This is a genomic window from Allocoleopsis franciscana PCC 7113, assembly GCF_000317515.1.
Classification (GTDB): Bacteria; Cyanobacteriota; Cyanobacteriia; order Cyanobacteriales; family Coleofasciculaceae; genus Allocoleopsis; species Allocoleopsis franciscana.
On sequence record NC_019738.1, the window covers coordinates 868,678 to 884,839 of the forward strand.

16 protein-coding genes are annotated in these 16,162 nt (G+C 46.9%); 11 read left to right on the top strand and 5 right to left on the bottom strand.

The features are described from left to right. Positions 1 to 3 precede the first annotated feature (3 nt). From MIC7113_RS03675 to MIC7113_RS03685, 3 genes are all read right to left on the bottom strand, one after another. Positions 4 to 468 carry a regulatory protein RecX gene (locus MIC7113_RS03675; protein ID WP_015180835.1) on the bottom strand — a complete coding sequence of 155 codons (465 nt, stop codon included), beginning with the start codon at positions 466 to 468 and terminating at the stop codon, positions 4 to 6. A 260-nt stretch (positions 469 to 728) separates the two neighbouring features. Continuing rightward, positions 729 to 965, bottom strand: a complete 237-nt coding sequence (locus MIC7113_RS03680) for a CsbD family protein (RefSeq protein WP_315889671.1) — start codon at positions 963 to 965, stop codon at positions 729 to 731. Between the two features lie 252 nt (positions 966 to 1,217). Then, positions 1,218 to 1,493, bottom strand: coding sequence for a type II toxin-antitoxin system ParD family antitoxin (locus MIC7113_RS03685; RefSeq protein ID WP_015180837.1), 276 nt, complete (start codon positions 1,491 to 1,493; stop codon positions 1,218 to 1,220). Here MIC7113_RS03685 and MIC7113_RS03690 point away from each other — a divergent pair. The 5 genes from MIC7113_RS03690 to MIC7113_RS03710 all read left to right on the top strand — a co-directional run bounded on the left by MIC7113_RS03690 (position 1,492) and on the right by MIC7113_RS03710 (position 5,586). After that, positions 1,492 to 1,686, top strand: a complete 195-nt coding sequence (locus tag MIC7113_RS03690) for a hypothetical protein (RefSeq protein WP_041779884.1) — start codon at positions 1,492 to 1,494, stop codon at positions 1,684 to 1,686. The genes MIC7113_RS03685 and MIC7113_RS03690 overlap by 2 nt on opposite strands. A gap of 28 nt (positions 1,687 to 1,714) precedes the next feature. After that, the gene (locus MIC7113_RS03695) at positions 1,715 to 2,269 is read left to right on the top strand and encodes a Uma2 family endonuclease (RefSeq protein ID WP_015180838.1); all 555 of its coding nucleotides are present in this window, start codon (positions 1,715 to 1,717) and stop codon (positions 2,267 to 2,269) included. A gap of 265 nt (positions 2,270 to 2,534) precedes the next feature. Continuing rightward, complete coding sequence (locus MIC7113_RS03700) at positions 2,535 to 3,146, top strand: Uma2 family endonuclease (protein WP_015180839.1); 612 nt, start codon at positions 2,535 to 2,537, stop codon at positions 3,144 to 3,146. 326 nt (positions 3,147 to 3,472) lie between these two features. After that, positions 3,473 to 4,537: a hypothetical protein gene (locus MIC7113_RS03705; RefSeq protein ID WP_015180840.1), complete on the top strand. Its 1,065-nt coding sequence runs from the start codon at positions 3,473 to 3,475 to the stop codon at positions 4,535 to 4,537. A gap of 227 nt (positions 4,538 to 4,764) precedes the next feature. Continuing rightward, positions 4,765 to 5,586, top strand: a complete 822-nt coding sequence (locus MIC7113_RS03710; RefSeq protein WP_015180841.1) for an alpha/beta hydrolase — start codon at positions 4,765 to 4,767, stop codon at positions 5,584 to 5,586. 123 nt (positions 5,587 to 5,709) lie between these two features. On the opposite strand, the gene MIC7113_RS03715 is transcribed toward MIC7113_RS03710, so the two are convergent. Next, positions 5,710 to 6,900: a cob(I)yrinic acid a,c-diamide adenosyltransferase gene (locus MIC7113_RS03715; RefSeq protein ID WP_015180842.1), complete on the bottom strand. Its 1,191-nt coding sequence runs from the start codon at positions 6,898 to 6,900 to the stop codon at positions 5,710 to 5,712. 243 nt (positions 6,901 to 7,143) lie between these two features. On the opposite strand from MIC7113_RS03715, the gene fraC reads away from it, so the two are divergent. The 4 genes from fraC to larE all read left to right on the top strand — a co-directional run bounded on the left by fraC (position 7,144) and on the right by larE (position 10,682). Further along, positions 7,144 to 7,713, top strand: coding sequence for a filament integrity protein FraC (gene fraC, locus MIC7113_RS03720; RefSeq protein WP_015180843.1), 570 nt, complete (start codon positions 7,144 to 7,146; stop codon positions 7,711 to 7,713). A gap of 5 nt (positions 7,714 to 7,718) precedes the next feature. Continuing rightward, a complete protein-coding gene (locus MIC7113_RS03725; RefSeq protein WP_015180844.1) occupies positions 7,719 to 8,780 on the top strand; it encodes a DUF5357 family protein in 1,062 nt (353 codons plus the stop codon). 132 nt (positions 8,781 to 8,912) lie between these two features. Continuing rightward, the gene (locus MIC7113_RS03730) at positions 8,913 to 9,686 is read left to right on the top strand and encodes an ABC transporter permease (protein ID WP_015180845.1); all 774 of its coding nucleotides are present in this window, start codon (positions 8,913 to 8,915) and stop codon (positions 9,684 to 9,686) included. Between the two features lie 156 nt (positions 9,687 to 9,842). Then, positions 9,843 to 10,682 carry an ATP-dependent sacrificial sulfur transferase LarE gene (larE, locus tag MIC7113_RS03735; protein ID WP_015180846.1) on the top strand — a complete coding sequence of 280 codons (840 nt, stop codon included), beginning with the start codon at positions 9,843 to 9,845 and terminating at the stop codon, positions 10,680 to 10,682. A gap of 300 nt (positions 10,683 to 10,982) precedes the next feature. Here the strand turns inward: larE and MIC7113_RS03740 are convergent, their stop codons facing one another. Continuing rightward, entirely contained in the window at positions 10,983 to 12,950 is a 1,968-nt protein-coding gene (locus MIC7113_RS03740; RefSeq protein ID WP_015180847.1) for an ABC transporter ATP-binding protein, read from the bottom strand. 88 nt (positions 12,951 to 13,038) lie between these two features. Here MIC7113_RS03740 and MIC7113_RS38535 point away from each other — a divergent pair, with 88 nt between their 5' ends. Together MIC7113_RS38535 and MIC7113_RS03745 are read left to right on the top strand one after the other, a co-directional pair. Continuing rightward, positions 13,039 to 13,161: a hypothetical protein gene (locus MIC7113_RS38535; protein ID WP_256374791.1), complete on the top strand. Its 123-nt coding sequence runs from the start codon at positions 13,039 to 13,041 to the stop codon at positions 13,159 to 13,161. Positions 13,162 to 13,293: 132 nt separating this feature from the next. Next, positions 13,294 to 15,777: an ATP-dependent Clp protease ATP-binding subunit gene (locus MIC7113_RS03745; RefSeq protein WP_015180848.1), complete on the top strand. Its 2,484-nt coding sequence runs from the start codon at positions 13,294 to 13,296 to the stop codon at positions 15,775 to 15,777. Positions 15,778 to 16,162 lie beyond the last annotated feature (385 nt).

Genomic DNA, 16,162 nt, shown 5'->3' on the forward strand with positions numbered 1-16,162 from the left:
TCTTTACTCCATCACTTCTTCTTGTTCCCTCTGCCACTGAGTTAACACTTCACTAGGATTAAACCCTCTGTACTGAAGATAGTTCCATAACTTCGCTTTGGTTTTCGCCTCGATGGCTCGGAAGTCATCAATTTTGTACTTTCGCATGACTTTAGCCTTTAAATCATCCAGTTCCCCTATTTGCTCTTCATCAATTTGTGACTCCCAGATTTCCTCAAACACATCGGCATTAATTCCCTTTTCACGACATTTGCGCTTAATCATAGATTTTCCATATTTGCCCTGATAGGAAGTAATCATGCTTTCGACTAAGCGTGTGTCGGATTGATAATCTTTACTCTGAAGTTCCTCAATCGCTTCAGCAATTTCATCTTGTTCAAATCCCTTTTCTTTGCCTTTCTTAGTGAGTTCATAAGCGCTGTAGTCTCGGCGAGATAAGAGTTGGTAGAAATAATCTAAGCAAGTCATTTATTTTAAGAGTTTGTAATCCAGAAAAAATCTCTATTATTACAATTTTAATAAAAAAATCAGAGCTAACCTGTTTAGAAATTCAGCTAATAAAAAACGAAAACCCAGCCATCCCGGACTGGGTTCTGTGGCTAGGTTGATGAAGAATAAATAGCTTGACCTTCTTGAGGACTGTTGCTTTACCAGTGACTCTGGTATTGACTACTTTTAGGCATGGGTTAATGTTTTATCGTTTAGGCAATCATCCCAGCCTTGGAGTTTTAAGCTTTGTCGATTATTTTCTTGGCCTTATCTTTGAGGTCTTCACGGGCATTCATAGCTGAAGCTTGCACCTGCTTCATTTGGCCTTCTACTTTTTGCCTTTCGTTGCCTGTCAACTCTCCAACAGTTTCTTGGACTTTCCCTTCTAAGTTTTTGGCAATTGCTTCCACGCGCTTTTCAAGACTCATGTTGAACTCCTTTCCTGTGGAAATACTAAAAATTTGCCTTTCTTCCAAGGCACACCCTGTTGGGAGATTGGCTACCCAATGCTGGGTTGAGACTCACTCAACATAACAGTGAAGCTCAATCTTTACCTCTATCTAAGGGTTGATTTTAAACTACCTAAAAATAAGCAAAAGGCTTTAGGGAGTAAGCGAGAGAAAAGGTTTACGATTAATCACCCTCGCTATCTCCTATCGAGATTATCTTGTGCAATGTAGGTAGCTTGCTCAATCAAGTCATGGATGACGATTGGGCGCTTGTTAACCTCAGGCATCGTTGGGATTATGTTGATTACGCTGAATAATTTTGTCTCGTACCGCTCGACGGATGTCTTCCCAATCCTGAGCCGTCATTACCGTTGCAGGTTCAGAATCGAGTCCTTCTAATAAGAGAGATTCAAGACGTTCCTTGGCTTTCCGCTTCTGATCCTGGCGAATCAATTCACGAAAATACTCGCTAACCGTTCCATAGCCACCAGTAGCTACCTGTTCTTCTATATAGGCTTTCATGGACTCAGGTAGCGAGATATTGATACTGGTCATGAGTGTCACCTTTCAACAAGAGCAACTATCCCTAATGACAGTTTATGCCATTTTCTGCCATGTCTTGATCGCTGTGGTGCTTCTGGAGCAAACGCGATCGCACTTTTTGAGTCAAGCTTGTAGCAGCTCGAATTTCATCTTTGTTTACCCAAGTGAAGCTCCTATCCCATCAATACTGTTAAAAGTAGAATGAAAGCGAGAGTCTGCCTGGGAAACTTGACATGGAAGCACCTGCAACGGCAACAATTAAGGATTTGTACCATGTGCCTGAGAATGGCAAAGCGGAGATTGTGCATGGAGAAATCGTATTGATGCCACCAACCGGCGATGAGCCTGGGTATGCAGGTGATGAAATTTTTGTATCGTTGCGCGACTACAGTAAGCGTACTCAGAGGGGTCGAGCAGTTGGTGATAATAAGGGTTTCCGAGTAAATTTGCCCCATCGCAAATCCTTTAGTCCGGATGCCGCATTCTACACTGGGCCCCGCACTGGAATGAAGTTTTTTGATGGTACTCCTCTGTTTGCTGTGGAAGTGAGGAGTGAGGGAGATTACGGACCGAAAGCGGAAAAAGATATGGCGGCTAAACGGGCTGATTACTTTGCGGCTGGAACTTTAGTAGTTTGGGATGTCGATTTGTTGAGTGAGGATGTGGTACGGGTGTATCGTGCTAGCGCTCCGGATAATCCAACAATATACCGACGGGGTGAGATTGCTGAAGCTGAGCCAGCCGTACCGGGATGGACAATGCCTGTGGATGATTTGTTTGATGAATAACCTATGCCAATCTTCTCCCGAAGGATACTTCAAAAGCTCCTGGACGAGAATAGAAATGATCGCATTTTCACCTCACCTAGCCGCTCAATAACGCGATCGCACTTTTTGAATCAAGCTTGTAGATGATTCCCCTAGCTGCTTCGGAACCGCTTCGCTAAGGGGATAGCTGCGCTTCAGGCTCTTTCCTTCACTTATCCAGCATTTCAGACATTTCAATAAAATGGATCTATAGCAGATGTAGAATTAAACATCACAGGCAAGCAGCATGACCCCAACGACAAGTAAGCCAAAGCAAAGGCTGACCTTTGAGCAATTTATCGAGCAATATCCTGAAGATGGTCGCTATGAACTTGTCGATGGGGAAATGATGAGAATTCTAGCGACCAGACAGCACGATGATGTAGCAGACTTTATCGCTAAACAACTGGACAGAGAAGTTGACCGACTGAGCTTGAACTACAAGGTGTCAGGTAGGATTGTGCTTGCAACTTTAACCCCAGATGGTAGGGAGCAGGGACGGCATCCGGATGTAAGTGTAGTTAGTTTGGAGGTATGGCGTTCAAACCGTTTTGCTTACTCTGCTCTATGGGAACCAATCCAGCTTGCCGTTGAGGTTATTTCCACTAACTGGGAAGATGACTATATCGATAAACTAGACGAATATCAACGTCTGGGTATCCTGGAATATTGGATTGTGGATTATCTGGCTCTTGGTAGTAGGAATTACCTGGGTAATCCTAAAGTTCCTTCTGTTTTTGTCTATCAGTTAGATGCGAATGGGGTCTATCAGTTAACGGCTTACAAAGGTTCTGAGCGGATTGTATCTCCCACCTTCCCAGAATTGGAATTAACTGTCGATCAGATTTTGAGCGTGTAGTTCTTACTTAGGATGAATGGCACTGACTTAAGCAGCGATCGCACAATCACCTAAACGTGGTAAAAAAGTCTCCCAGGCTGGGTTTGAGTAACTCACCACCTAGGAGATTGACTTATCAGTGCCTCTACTATGCCCAATCGCGTTGAAATTCTCAAGCAGAAGTTTGCTAACAGTGTAGGACTACCATTGTGGGTGCGGAATGTGGGATGTAACAGCATTTACTGAACACCCATTTGTTTCTTAGCTTTAGCCATTTCGACCTCACTGGCTTTTGTTGATTGCCTCCTTGTAATCTACAGTAAAAACAACAGTCAAGAGGTATTTACATGAGTACTCAAACCATCAAGCAACTGCCACTTCCCGCCAACTTCAATGCCGCTAAAGTAGGAGAAGTCTGGCGAGTTCCCTACCAGCAGAGAGCCGTTGAAGCTAGGGAGTGGGCGAAAAAGCACAACATCCAGCCTGCTGCTGAAGATAAAACTCGCATTTGCCTGTTGTTAATCGATGTTCAAAACACCTTTTGCCTGCCCGACTTTGAACTATTCGTTGGTGGACAATCCGGGATGGGAGCCGTGCAAGATAATGTGCGGTTGTGTGAGTTTATTTACCGCCATTTGGGAGTGATCAGTGCGATCGCACCAACCATGGACACTCACACGACAATGCAAATCTTCCATCCTATATTTTGGATTAACGAAGCTGGAGAACACCCGACACCCGCAGCCACTCTCATCACCCCAGAAGATATTCAGCAAGGGGTTTGGAAAGTCAACCCAGCCATTGCCGATAGCCTAAGCAACAGGGACTACTCAAAACTAGAAAAACACGCCCTACACTACGTCAAACAACTCAGTGATGCGGGAAAATACCCATTGACGGTATGGCCTTATCATTCAATGTTAGGCGGGATTGGTCATGCTTTAGTTTCTGCGGTAGAGGAAGCTGTATTTTTCCACTGCATCGCCCGAAATAGTCAAACCCGATTTGAAATTAAAGGCAACAATCCTTTAACTGAAAATTATTCCATCCTGCGTCCTGAAGTGCTAGAAGATAACATGGGAATTCCTATTTCCCAAAAAAATACAAGCTTGATTCAGTATTTGCTAGAGTTTGATGCGGTAATGATTGCAGGACAAGCAAAGAGTCACTGTGTGGCTTGGACAATTGCCGATTTACTCACAGAAATTCAGCAGCAAGATGCCAGTCTTGCCCAAAAGATATACCTGCTAGAAGATTGCACCTCACCTGTTGTAGTTCCAGGGGTCGTAGACTACAGCGAACAAGCAGAGGAAGCATTCCAGCGATTTGCTGCCGCAGGGATGAACTTGGTTAAATCGACCGAACCGTTGGAAAGCTGGGCAAATTTTCCTGAAATTAGCATCCAGCAATGACCATTTTGTCAACCTCTAAGGGGATGAATAATAATTCTAAAAAAATAGGTATCAAGGGATAGAAGTTAGGGCAAAAAAGTATCCCGAAAGATAGTGCAGAAGCAAAATTCCTCTTCCAAAATACGGAATAACAATTTTCCCGATCAAACACTCCCAGCCTTGAGCCGGGGATGTGATACATTTAGCGCTTCCATATCCCAACCCGATCGCCCTAAGAGCTAAACAGAATGGGTAATATCCAAATCATTTGCGACTTTTACTCGCCGCTCGAACTGGTCAAACGTACTTTAAGGATTTTTACCCCTGAGGCTTATCACCAGCAACCCAACCGTCGGTTTCCGGTGCTGTATATGTTCAATGGGCAAAATATCTTTTATCACCCCGAATCAGCGGTTTACGACAATTTAGGAATTAATATAACCCTAGAGCGCCTGATTGCGGAAGATAGCATTCCACCTTGGATTATTGTGGGTGTGGATCATTTGCCGAATCGAGTGGCAGAGTACTCGCCTTGGTATGGGGGGCGCGGTTTGTTAACGGCTGATTTTATAGTTCATCATCTAAAACCCTACATTGATCATCACTACCGCACTCGACCGGAATCGCAATGGACGGGTGTCATGGGAGCCAGTTTGAGTGGCTCGTTTTCACTATTTTTAGGTAAGAAATATCCCCAGATTTTTGGTCGAATTGGCAGTATTTCTCCTCCTTTGAAGTGGGGAAGTGATCGCCTTTTTCAATACTGGGATCGCCACACTCATTATTGGTCTAAAATCCTGCTCCACGTTCGCAGCCAAGAGCAGTACTCGTTCTACGGAATTTGGATGGACTATTTCACAAATACGACAGACTTTTACAATCATTTGAAAAGTCTTGGCTACTGCGAGCACCAGTTGTGCTTTTTGCTAGGCGAAGGCAAAGCTGACGACAAAACGGCTTGGCGAAAGCAACTGCCCCATATCCTGCGCTGGTTACTGCAACGACCCCAACCTGCCACACTATTGCTTAGGGATTGTGTGTGCGGTTCACTACAGCCCGGAGTGGCTTGAAGCTCTCTTATAGGAGGTTGGGTTTAAGCTGGGGAGCCGGGGAGCTGGGGAGCTGGGGAGCTAGGGAGCTGGGGAGCTGGGGAGCTGGGGAAAAAGTCTGCTATCTTTGACGGCAACTGGGTATTAAAAATCTACCCCTCGTTTCAAATCCACTCCTTTTTCACAGTAGTGCTTGTGACAAATCATCTCCGAGTGAACACTGGCTAAGTCAAAATAAGCGGGTTGATTCAAACAGCGACCTGTAATAATCACTTCTGTGTCGCGGGGTTTGCGTAACAAAGCATCCACAATTGGCTCCACCTGCAACAGTTCTAAGTCAACCGTAGGATTGAGTTCGTCCATAATGATGGTTTTATACATCCCTGAAGCTAAAGCGGCTCTGGCAATTTCCCAACCTCGTTCGGCTTCCACATAATCGGCAATTTGCTGTTGTCCCCGCCAAACGATCGCATCTCGCCCACAACGGTGATGATCGACTAAATCCGGATAACATTGTTTCATCGCGGCGATTGCGGCATCTTCGGTATAGCCCGATCCACCTTTGAGCCACTGTATAATCAGCACTCGGTGGGACTTATCGGTACTAATTCCCCGACCAATGGCTTGTAATGCCTTACCCAGAGCATTCGTCGATTTTCCCTTTCCAGCACCCGTGTAAATTTCGATGCCCTCAATCCCCTGTTCCCTAGAGACTGGATGGTCATGAGGCACAGATTCCGTGTGCAAATCAGCAATATCTAACAGGGCTTGGGGCGTTCCTCGACCTGTAACAATAATTTCTAGGTTTTCCGGCTTATTTTTTAAGGTCTGAATCACCTCATCTATGGCAAGTAAACCCAAATCTAGGACAGGGTTGAGTTCATCCAAGACGACGACAGAGTAAAGGTTAGAGGCAATCGCTCCCTTGGCAACATCCCAACCGCGTTGAGCCTCAAGGGCATCAAACCGCGTCACATCCTCTCTAGAAAAGAAAGAAGCACGTCCCGTGCGGACTTGGTCAATTAAGTGAGGAAAACCTCGTTGCAAGGCTTCAATCGCCGCATCCTCATCATAATTACGTCCTGGCCCTTTGAGAAATCTGAGCAACAAGACACGACTGGATGAGAGTCGCGAACCGGCTTGTGTATCAGCATAGTTGGCAGGAGCGAACGCTTCATCATCAGCGGCATTAATTCCTAGACCAATGGAGCGCAAAACCACTCCCAAAGCCGCCTGAGACTTGCCTTTTCCCATGCCATCATAGACATGAATCTGACCCGTGATGCGCTCAGAACGCTCAACCGCCGTGCGAATACCAATACCAGTTCTGGACATTCCGAATCCTTGAAACTCATCCCAAACCACAAGTTTACCAAGAACGAGGATACAGGCTTGAGCTGGTGAAAAAATCTAGAAATGGGGTCATCTCAGCATCAAGAATCATAGGAAGATAAAGTATAAGGCCGAATGGCACTAAGATAACTACAATCAGGCTTAGAGCTAAGCCCTCGCCTGAACGGCTTACCATGAATCATCAAGCCCTTAACGTCCACCGCCACTGGTAAGGAGCAGACCATTATGACAGAGGCCGTTTTGCCACTACAGACTTTTTTGTTTCAGTTTTTATTTCTGCTAGTTGCGATCGCGCTAGAATCCAGAGTCTTGTACAGAAGGATGAACATCAGCCGCAGAACCAGCGTCGAATATTCTACCTTCATCAATTTACTAGCCGCGAGTACGGGTTGGCTGGTTTTTTTTCTGATCCAGGAATGGATACCCCTATATTTAAAAGACCAGCTCATTAGTTATATTTTCTTTGATCGCCTGCTCGGCCCTCGCCCAGAAGACTTAACACTTGTGATTGCGGCAACTGGGGTAGTCATCTTTTTCTCGGCCTTCCTGATTAAGCTCAGTGGTCTCAATCTTCTCGAAACTTTTCTCGAAGACAAACCCCAAGGAGAAAACGAATCAGCTAAACGGCCTTGGCCAACGTTGATCCATCGTTTAGACGATGTCGCTGCCTCTCCTAAGTCTAATCATGCAACGACGATCCTCTTGGCTAACGCTTATAGCTATAGTGCCATCTCGCTACTTTTATTCCTGCGATTCCTGCAAATCTACACTCCAATCAACAATCTAAATTTCTAACTAACGTGAAATATCTCCTTACTTTTTACAATTGGCTGCGAAAAGAAGTTCGTCTTCCCAGTGCCTTTTCCTGGGAAACTCTCATTGTTCTTAGCCTGTTTTCCTACTACATGGCAATTCTTGCCAATGGTTGGGTCAGAAACTTTGTCGTTAATTTCGGCTGGATTTTTTTGATTTTGGGCGTCTTCTGGGGGACGACGGCTTCTAACCAACTGAGAATCGGTTATAAAACCCCGGCACAACCCGGTTTTCCCTTGAGTCCCTGGATTACCGGCGCACTCGTGAGTATTTACATTTTTGGTGTTGTTGCTGACGACCAGACTGGTGAAATCTCACGAAACATGCTGATTTACTGGCCGATTATCTCAGCGATTATTGCCGTTATCCCCGATTATGTGGGATCGGGGTTAAAGGTCAAAGTTCCGCCCCCGGAGAAGCGCAAAAACCAGTTTCTGTTATTTGCTAGCCAAATCCTGCTCAGTTGTTGGTTCCAATTTCACTTCCTGATTCAGGACTACGTCGCGCAATATCCGACAATGGTGGCTGATGACTTTCGCAAGAGCGCCTTTGTGGTGAAATGGGAAGCGCCATTGTCCTCCCCAACCCCCAGAGGTGCCGCGATTTTAGATGCCATGGGAATCCAGTTAAAAGAGACGTTGGATGCCAGACGCTGGTCAGATGTAGAGCGAGTACTCCTACCCCAAGAACTCAAAAATTTGATTAACACGACCCAAAAGCAAGTCAAGAAAAGACTTTCACCCGTGTTGGAGGATGATTTATGGGAGGTGAGCTTAGCCGGAGGAAAGGCTACAGCGCGGGATTCTGGGGGATATAATCTACCCCTACAAGCCATTTGGAGAGGGCCTCGCTCTACCGATCAACCCTATTCCGTGACCAAGAATTGCCAAATTGTTCAGATTTCTCCGCCAGCCAACGCGGCAACGAAGGCTCTCAATACCCCGCCCAATGCTCCCCCTGCCCCCGTTAGTCGTTTTCAGTGTCAAGAGGTGAAAGGCTGGGGGGTAGATCAACCCCGAAACCGACTGGATAGCTTTATCCGTACATAGGTATTGATGGGTGCTTATCCTTTTCGTAGTAAGCGCTTGGGCGAATTGAACGCTCACTACAAACCCATCAAAACTTGGTTGATAGACCACTAGGAATCAGTCCCTAAGAAAATATCAGGTTGGAGGTAGTCAGTGAGCTTTGGGCGGATTTGGGCAATCGCCTCAAATGCATTTCGGGAAGTAATTCGCGATCGCATCTTATATCTGATTGGCTTGTCTACTCTGCTGTTGCTTCTGGCACTGCGGCTTTTACCGGAAATCGCAGCCACCACACAGGACAAAATATTTCTAGATGTTGGTCTAGCCGCGATTGAACTGTTGAGTGTTTTTGTGGCTGTGTTTGTCGGTACCAGTTTAATTAACAAGGAAATCGAGAAACGCACGGTCTTAGTCTTAATTCCTAAGCCCTTAACACGCGCCGAATTTATTATTGGCAAACAATTGGGGCTGTCTGGTGTTCTCGCGATTTTGATGATTGCACTGACACTCATCTACCTAATTTTGCTGAGTTTCAGTAAAATCGAATACCCTTTAGCCAGTATTCTCGTTTCAACACTTTATCTGTTTTTAAAGCTGTCTTTGCTGATTGCGGTGGCACTGTTGTTTGGCGTTTTTACCAGCTCAATTTTAGCCACACTGCTCACCTTGGCTGTTTATTTAATGGGAAATTTGAGCCGTGATATCGTAACTGTTGGTAACTTAAGCCGCAACTCGAATCTTGAGAGCCTGACTCAAAGTCTGTACCTGGTTTTACCCGATTTATCTCGCCTTAATTTCAAGAATGAGGCTGTTTATGGAATACTGCCATCGCCACAAACTTTATTGAGTAATGGGGCGTATGGGGTGTTCTATACGGTGTTGCTGTTAGCGATCGCTATCCTCATTTTTTCGCGCCGTGAGTTTTAACCGATGGCACGCCCGACTCGGTTTTTCCTCGATAGGATGAAGATGAGTGCATGTATTAGCGCTCAAAATCTCACACCCAAGGCTTGGCATACCTGAACACAAAATTCTGAGACTAAGAGCCTTGAAAAAAGTGAGAATTGCCGCGTATCGGAAACAATGTTAGAGCAAAAACGAGAGAAACTAAAAACAATATTTTCGGAAATGGAACGGGCATTGATTGCCTATTCCGGAGGTGTCGATAGCACTTTAGTTGCCAAGATAGCCTACGATGTTTTGGGCGATCGCGCTTTGGCGGTTACCGCAAAGTCCCCTTCACTGTTACCCGAAGAACTGGAAGACGCCTGCATTCAAGCGGCAGCGATCGGCATCCCTCATGAGATGATTGAAACTCATGAGATGAACAATCCCGATTACACCTCAAACCCCGTTAACCGTTGTTATTTTTGTAAAAGCGAACTCCACGACACCCTCAAACCCTTGGCACTGGAGCGAGGTTACCCCTATGTGGTGGATGGCGTCAATGCGGATGATTTGAGAGACTATCGACCTGGAATTCAGGCGGCTAAAGAAAGAGGGGTGCGATCGCCTTTAGCTGAAGTGAACGTCACTAAAGCTGAAGTACGCCAACTCTCGAAACAATTGGGGCTTCCCTGGTGGGATAAACCGGCTCAACCTTGTCTGAGTTCGCGCTTTCCTTATGGCGAAGAAATCACCGTTACCAAGCTGCAACGGGTGGGACGTGCCGAGATTTATCTGCGTCGGTTAGGTTTGTCTAATCTGCGAGTGCGTTCTGAAGGTGATACCGCCCGAATTGAGTTACCGCCAGAACAAATTAAGGAGTTTGTCTTAACGACTGAGTTACCGACACTGGTATCCGCCTTTCAGGAATTTGGCTTTGTCTACGTCAGCCTGGATTTGGAAGGATATCGCAGTGGCAAGATGAACGACCTCGTCCTACAACATTCTCAGACGGGATTTCTGAGTTCCCGCCAGTAGGATAAGCTGTGACACATTTCACCTTCAACCGCAAGGAGGCTCCCACCATAATCTCCGATTTGGCGGCGAGAGGAATTGCGGTCAGGATGTAGGGCGACAAAAACAATCATTAACATTAGTTGGTGGGAGAGAACGTTTTTTGGTTGATGTAGGTAGTTACCAGAAAGGAAAACTATCTGGCTTGACTCCAACATCATCAACGCTCGTTAAGCATCAAAACGGAACATACTCAGTCAATATTCAGGTAAAGAATGATGCTCCAGATCCTCAAAGCTCCCAAGGTGTAATTGGGGTATTAATCTAATTAGAAGACCAAGGATCGCTGAATGCTGACACCTCTGAAACTTGCCGCCGTTCTTGTTGTTGCTGAATCCGTTCCAGGGTACCTGTAGGAATTGAAGCAATCAACTGGCGAGTATAGTCCTTGCTCGGTTCGCGGTAAATCTTCTGGGCAGAGCCAATCTCTTCGATTTTGCCTTGGTTCATCACCATGATGCGATCGCTCATGAATTTCACCACGCTCAAGTCATGGGAAATAAAGATGTAGGTTAGACCAAACTCACTTTGTAACTCCTTGAGCAGGTTGAGTACCTGTGCTTGTACCGAAACATCCAGGGCAGAAACCGATTCATCACAAATAATAAACTTAGGATTAAGCGCCAATGCCCTGGCAATACAAATTCGCTGCCGTTGACCTCCAGAAAACTCGTGAGGATAGCGATTCATCAAGTCTGGATTTAAACCCACACGCTGCAACAAATAAGCGGCGCGATCGCGCCTTGTTTTTTTGTTGCCTCCCGCCTCATGAATCACCAATGGCTCCATCACCGTCTTGCCAATTTTCATCCGGGGGTCTAGAGAGCTAAAGGGATTTTGGAACACAATTTGCATCTCTCGCCGCAATTGCCGTAAACGGTTGCCTTTGAGAGCAGTGATATCTCGACCTTCAAACTCCATCTCACCGCTTATCGGCTCAATTAAACGCAGTAAAGTCCGCGCCAAAGTCGATTTGCCACACCCCGATTCTCCGACTAACCCTAACGTTTCCCCTGGATAAACCTCAAACGAGATGCCATTCACCGCCATAATGTAGCGTTTAGCGGTGCCAAACACTCCCCGCACGGGAAAGCCCACCTGAAGATCACGAATCGCAAGTAGTGGGACTTGGGAGGAAGAGGATACAGAGACAGAGTGACGTGGCGAGGCGGTGACGTTGCTGGCAGAATCCCCTGTATCTTCTTCCCCAGCGATGAGCTTGGCATCAACGGGTTTCTCCCGAATCTCCAGTTCACCACTCGCTGTCGTCACAACCTCCATGAAATCAGAAACGGTAGGTAAGTATCGCATACGCCGCTCCAAACGAGGGCGACAAGCTAACAAACCTTTGGTATAAGGATGCTGCGGGTTCGAGAAAATCTCCCACACATCCCCTCTATCTACAATTTTTCCCTGATACATCACCGCCACAGAGTCGGCAATTTCTGCAATTACCCCCAAATCGTGGGTAATAAACAGGATCGACATGCCCCGATTGTCCCGTAACTCCCTGAGCAAATCGAGAATTGCCGCCTGCACCGTTACATCCAACGCTGTTGTAGGCTCGTCCGCAATCAACACATCCGGGTTACAAGAAATTGCCATAGCAATCATCACCCGTTGTAACTGACCCCCAGACAGCTCATGGGGATAGCGCTCTAGGATGGCCTGTTTTTGCTGATTGATGTGGCGGTAAAGTTCTTTATCCCCTGGCGTGGGTTGACTGGGGTTTTGCTGAATCAATTCTTCGAGATACTGCTTCTTTAATTCTTCATCGCCAGGGATGAGCTTGACCTCCTGAAGACGAGCTATTGCCTGACGCCGCGCTTCTGCCTCAGAAATATCCTGGTGTTGCCGAATAGCTTCCACAAGCTGGAACCCACAGGTATAAACCGGGTTGAGGGAAGTCATCGGTTCCTGAAAAATCATGGAAATTTTCCCACCTCGGTAGAGACGCTTGCGCTCGTCATGTAATGCCAGCAAATCCACCGAATCTGACCCGTCATCCGAGGGACGGAAATAAATTTCTCCCGCCGTAATCTTGCCTGGACTCGGCACCAAACCCATAACGGCGAGAGAAGTGACCGATTTCCCAGACCCTGATTCGCCGACAATTCCCAGGGTTTGACCTCGCTGGAGTTTGAAGTCAATTCCGTCAACCGCCAAGACCCGCTTTTCATCGGTGTGAAACTCTACTTTCAAATTGCGGACATCAAGAACGTTGTCAGTCATGGCATTCAAGAACAGGGAGTTAAAAGCGATTGTAACAACCTGTTCCCTTTAGAAGATGTTAATCTGGACATTTTTTTGGAAATGGGTAATGGCAAAAATTCGCCCTCATCTCCTCAGCACCCCCGCACCTCAGCACCCCAGCACCTCAGAACCCCAGCACCCCCGCACTCCCAGCACCCCAGCACCCCAGTTAGACGGCAACTACTCCTAAAGATTACGGTTCTGCCCACTGAGCGAGTCAACCTGAGAGAGATACATTGAAGGGAAGGAAGTACATAAAACTTTATGTAAGGGTGAGTGTCACATCACTCACTGATTAAACCGCTCGGTAAGGTGAACCCACATGTTTGAACGTTTCACAGATAGAGCCATCAAAGCTATTATGCTCGCCCAGGAAGAAGCTCGTCGCCTGGGACACAACCTCGTGGGAACCGAGCAAATTCTCTTGGGGTTGCTAGGTGAAGGCAAAGGTATTGCCAGTATTGTCCTCAATAATTTTGGCATTACCCTGGAATCGGCACGGGCAGAGGTCGAGAATTTGATTGGACGCGGGTATCGAGCTGTCCCGGCACAACTCCCCTTTACTCCTAAAGCCAAGCGCATTTTCGATCAATCGTTCAAAGAGGCTCGTCAACTCGGACATAACTATATTGGTACGGAACATTTATTGTTGGCAATCACCCATGACGAAGAAGGTGTTGCTGCCAAAGTGATTGAAAACCTAGACGTTGACTTGGGTGATGTTCGCAGCGCCGTGATTAAAGCGATGGGAGAAGTCGCTGCTGCTGCCAAAACGAGAAGCCAAGGGTCTTCGCTGTTTGGAGAAACTCCAACTAAAAAGGCGAGTTTGGAAGAGTTTGGTCGGAATCTGACTCAGCTAGCCTTAGAAGGCAAGCTTGACCCGGTTGTGGGTCGTGCCAAGGAAATTGAACGGGTAATTCAGATTTTGGGTCGTCGCACGAAGAATAACCCAGTGTTGATTGGGGAACCGGGAGTTGGCAAAACGGCGATCGCAGAAGGTCTGGCTCAACGTATTGTGGACAATCATGTCCCCGATTTGTTGGAAGATAAGCAAGTTTTCACCTTAGATATGGGCTTGCTGCTCTCAGGCACTCGCTATCGAGGAGACTTTGAGGAACGCCTCAAGCAAATTATGGAGGAAGTGCGTCAATCTGGGAATATCATCTTAGTGATTGACGAAATCCATACCTTGGTTGGTGCTGGGTCAACCGAAGGCGGCATGGATGCGGCAAATCTCCTCAAACCCGCTCTCGCACGAGGCGAATTGCAGTGCTTGGGAGCCACCACGCTTGATGAATACCGGAAGCATATTGAACGGGATGCGGCTTTAGAGCGCCGTTTCCAACCCGTGATGGTAGGAGAACCGTCCGTTGAGGACACGATTGAGATTCTGTACGGTCTGCGCGATGCTTACGAGCAGTTCCATAAGGTTAAAATTTCTAATCAAGCGCTGGAAGCGGCGGCTAAACTCTCTGACCGCTATATCCAAGACCGCTTCTTGCCAGATAAAGCGATTGACTTGATTGATGAAGCCGGAAGCCGTATCCATTTAATCCATTCTGGCCCCTCTCCGGCGGCAAAAGAACTGAAGCAGGAACTGCGTCGAATTACCCAGAAAAAAGAAGAGGCGGTTAAGGCTCAGAATTTTGACAAAGCCTCACAAATGCGCGATCGCGAGTTAGAGTTAGAATCTCAACTCCAAGCGATGCTCAACAACGACCAAGAGCAGAATGCTTCCCTCACTCCTACGGTTACAGAGGAAGACATTGCCCAAATCGTCGCCTCTTGGACGGGGATACCCGTCAACAAGCTTACTGAATCGGAATCAGCGATGCTGTTGCACCTGGAAGACACCCTACATCAGCGCCTAGTGGGTCAAGAGGAAGCGGTTGTCGCCGTTTCCCGTGCGATTCGCCGAGCCAGAGTTGGATTAAAAAATCCCAATCGACCGATCGCCAGCTTTATCTTCTCAGGCCCCACGGGTGTTGGCAAGACTGAACTTGCGAAAGCGCTAGCGGCCTACTTCTTCGGTTCAGAAGAAGCGATGATTCGGCTGGATATGTCGGAATTCATGGAATCCCACACCGTCTCCAAGCTGATTGGTTCCCCTCCGGGATATGTCGGGTATGACGAAGGCGGTCAACTCACGGAAGCCGTTCGACGCAAGCCTTACACAGTGCTGCTATTCGACGAAATCGAAAAAGCTCACCCGGATGTCTTCAACATGCTATTGCAACTGTTGGATGATGGTCGCTTGACCGATGCTCAAGGTCGCACGGTGGACTTTAAGAACACGTTGATTATCATGACCTCTAACATCGGGTCGAAGGTGATTGAAAAAGGTGGCAGTAGCTTCGGTTTTGAATCCTCCGGCAATGAAGCAGAGTCTCGATACCTCCGCATCCGGGATAAGGTGAACGAAGACCTGAAAGGTTACTTCCGTCCTGAGTTCCTCAATCGCCTGGATGAGATTATTGTCTTCCGTCAGTTGACCAGGGATGAGGTGAAGCAAATCGCTGACCTCATGCTACGAGACATCTCCATCCGCCTGCTTGAGCAAGGCATCGCCCTAGAAGTCACGGGACGGTTCAAAGACCGTTTAGTGGACGAAGGTTACGACCCTAGCTATGGTGCAAGACCGTTACGTCGAGCGATTATGCGCCTGCTGGAAGATAGCTTAGCTGAGGCGATGCTATCGGGTCAGGTCAATGATGGCGATACGGCTGTGATTGATGTTGATGACAAGGGTCAGGTGAAAGTATTACAAAGTCAGCCACAAGAGTTGTTGCTCCAAGGCGTTGGCTAATACTGATTCAATCGTCTGCTGAGTTCTGAATGAAATATCCGCTCTCATTGTAGACAACGACGGGAGCGGATATTTTTGTAACATTTTCTGGCACTAAGCGGTTGCTATATATAGCTGTCGCCATAAAGGTTAAAACAGATTTAACAACCCAAACGACCACGTACCAGTAATCAATAAGCTGTTACGCATTTAATTTGTCTATTGAGGCTGCGGGGGGGCAGGGGAGCTTGGGAGCTTGGGAGAGGATTTGAGCGTTTTTATCCTGTGTTTAAAATGTACAAGTTAAATGCACTTTAGCTTATAAAAGCCTTCTACCTTCTGCCTTCTGCCTTCTGCCTTCTGCCTTCTAACTTCTACCTTCTGCCTTCTGCCTTCTGCCTTCTAA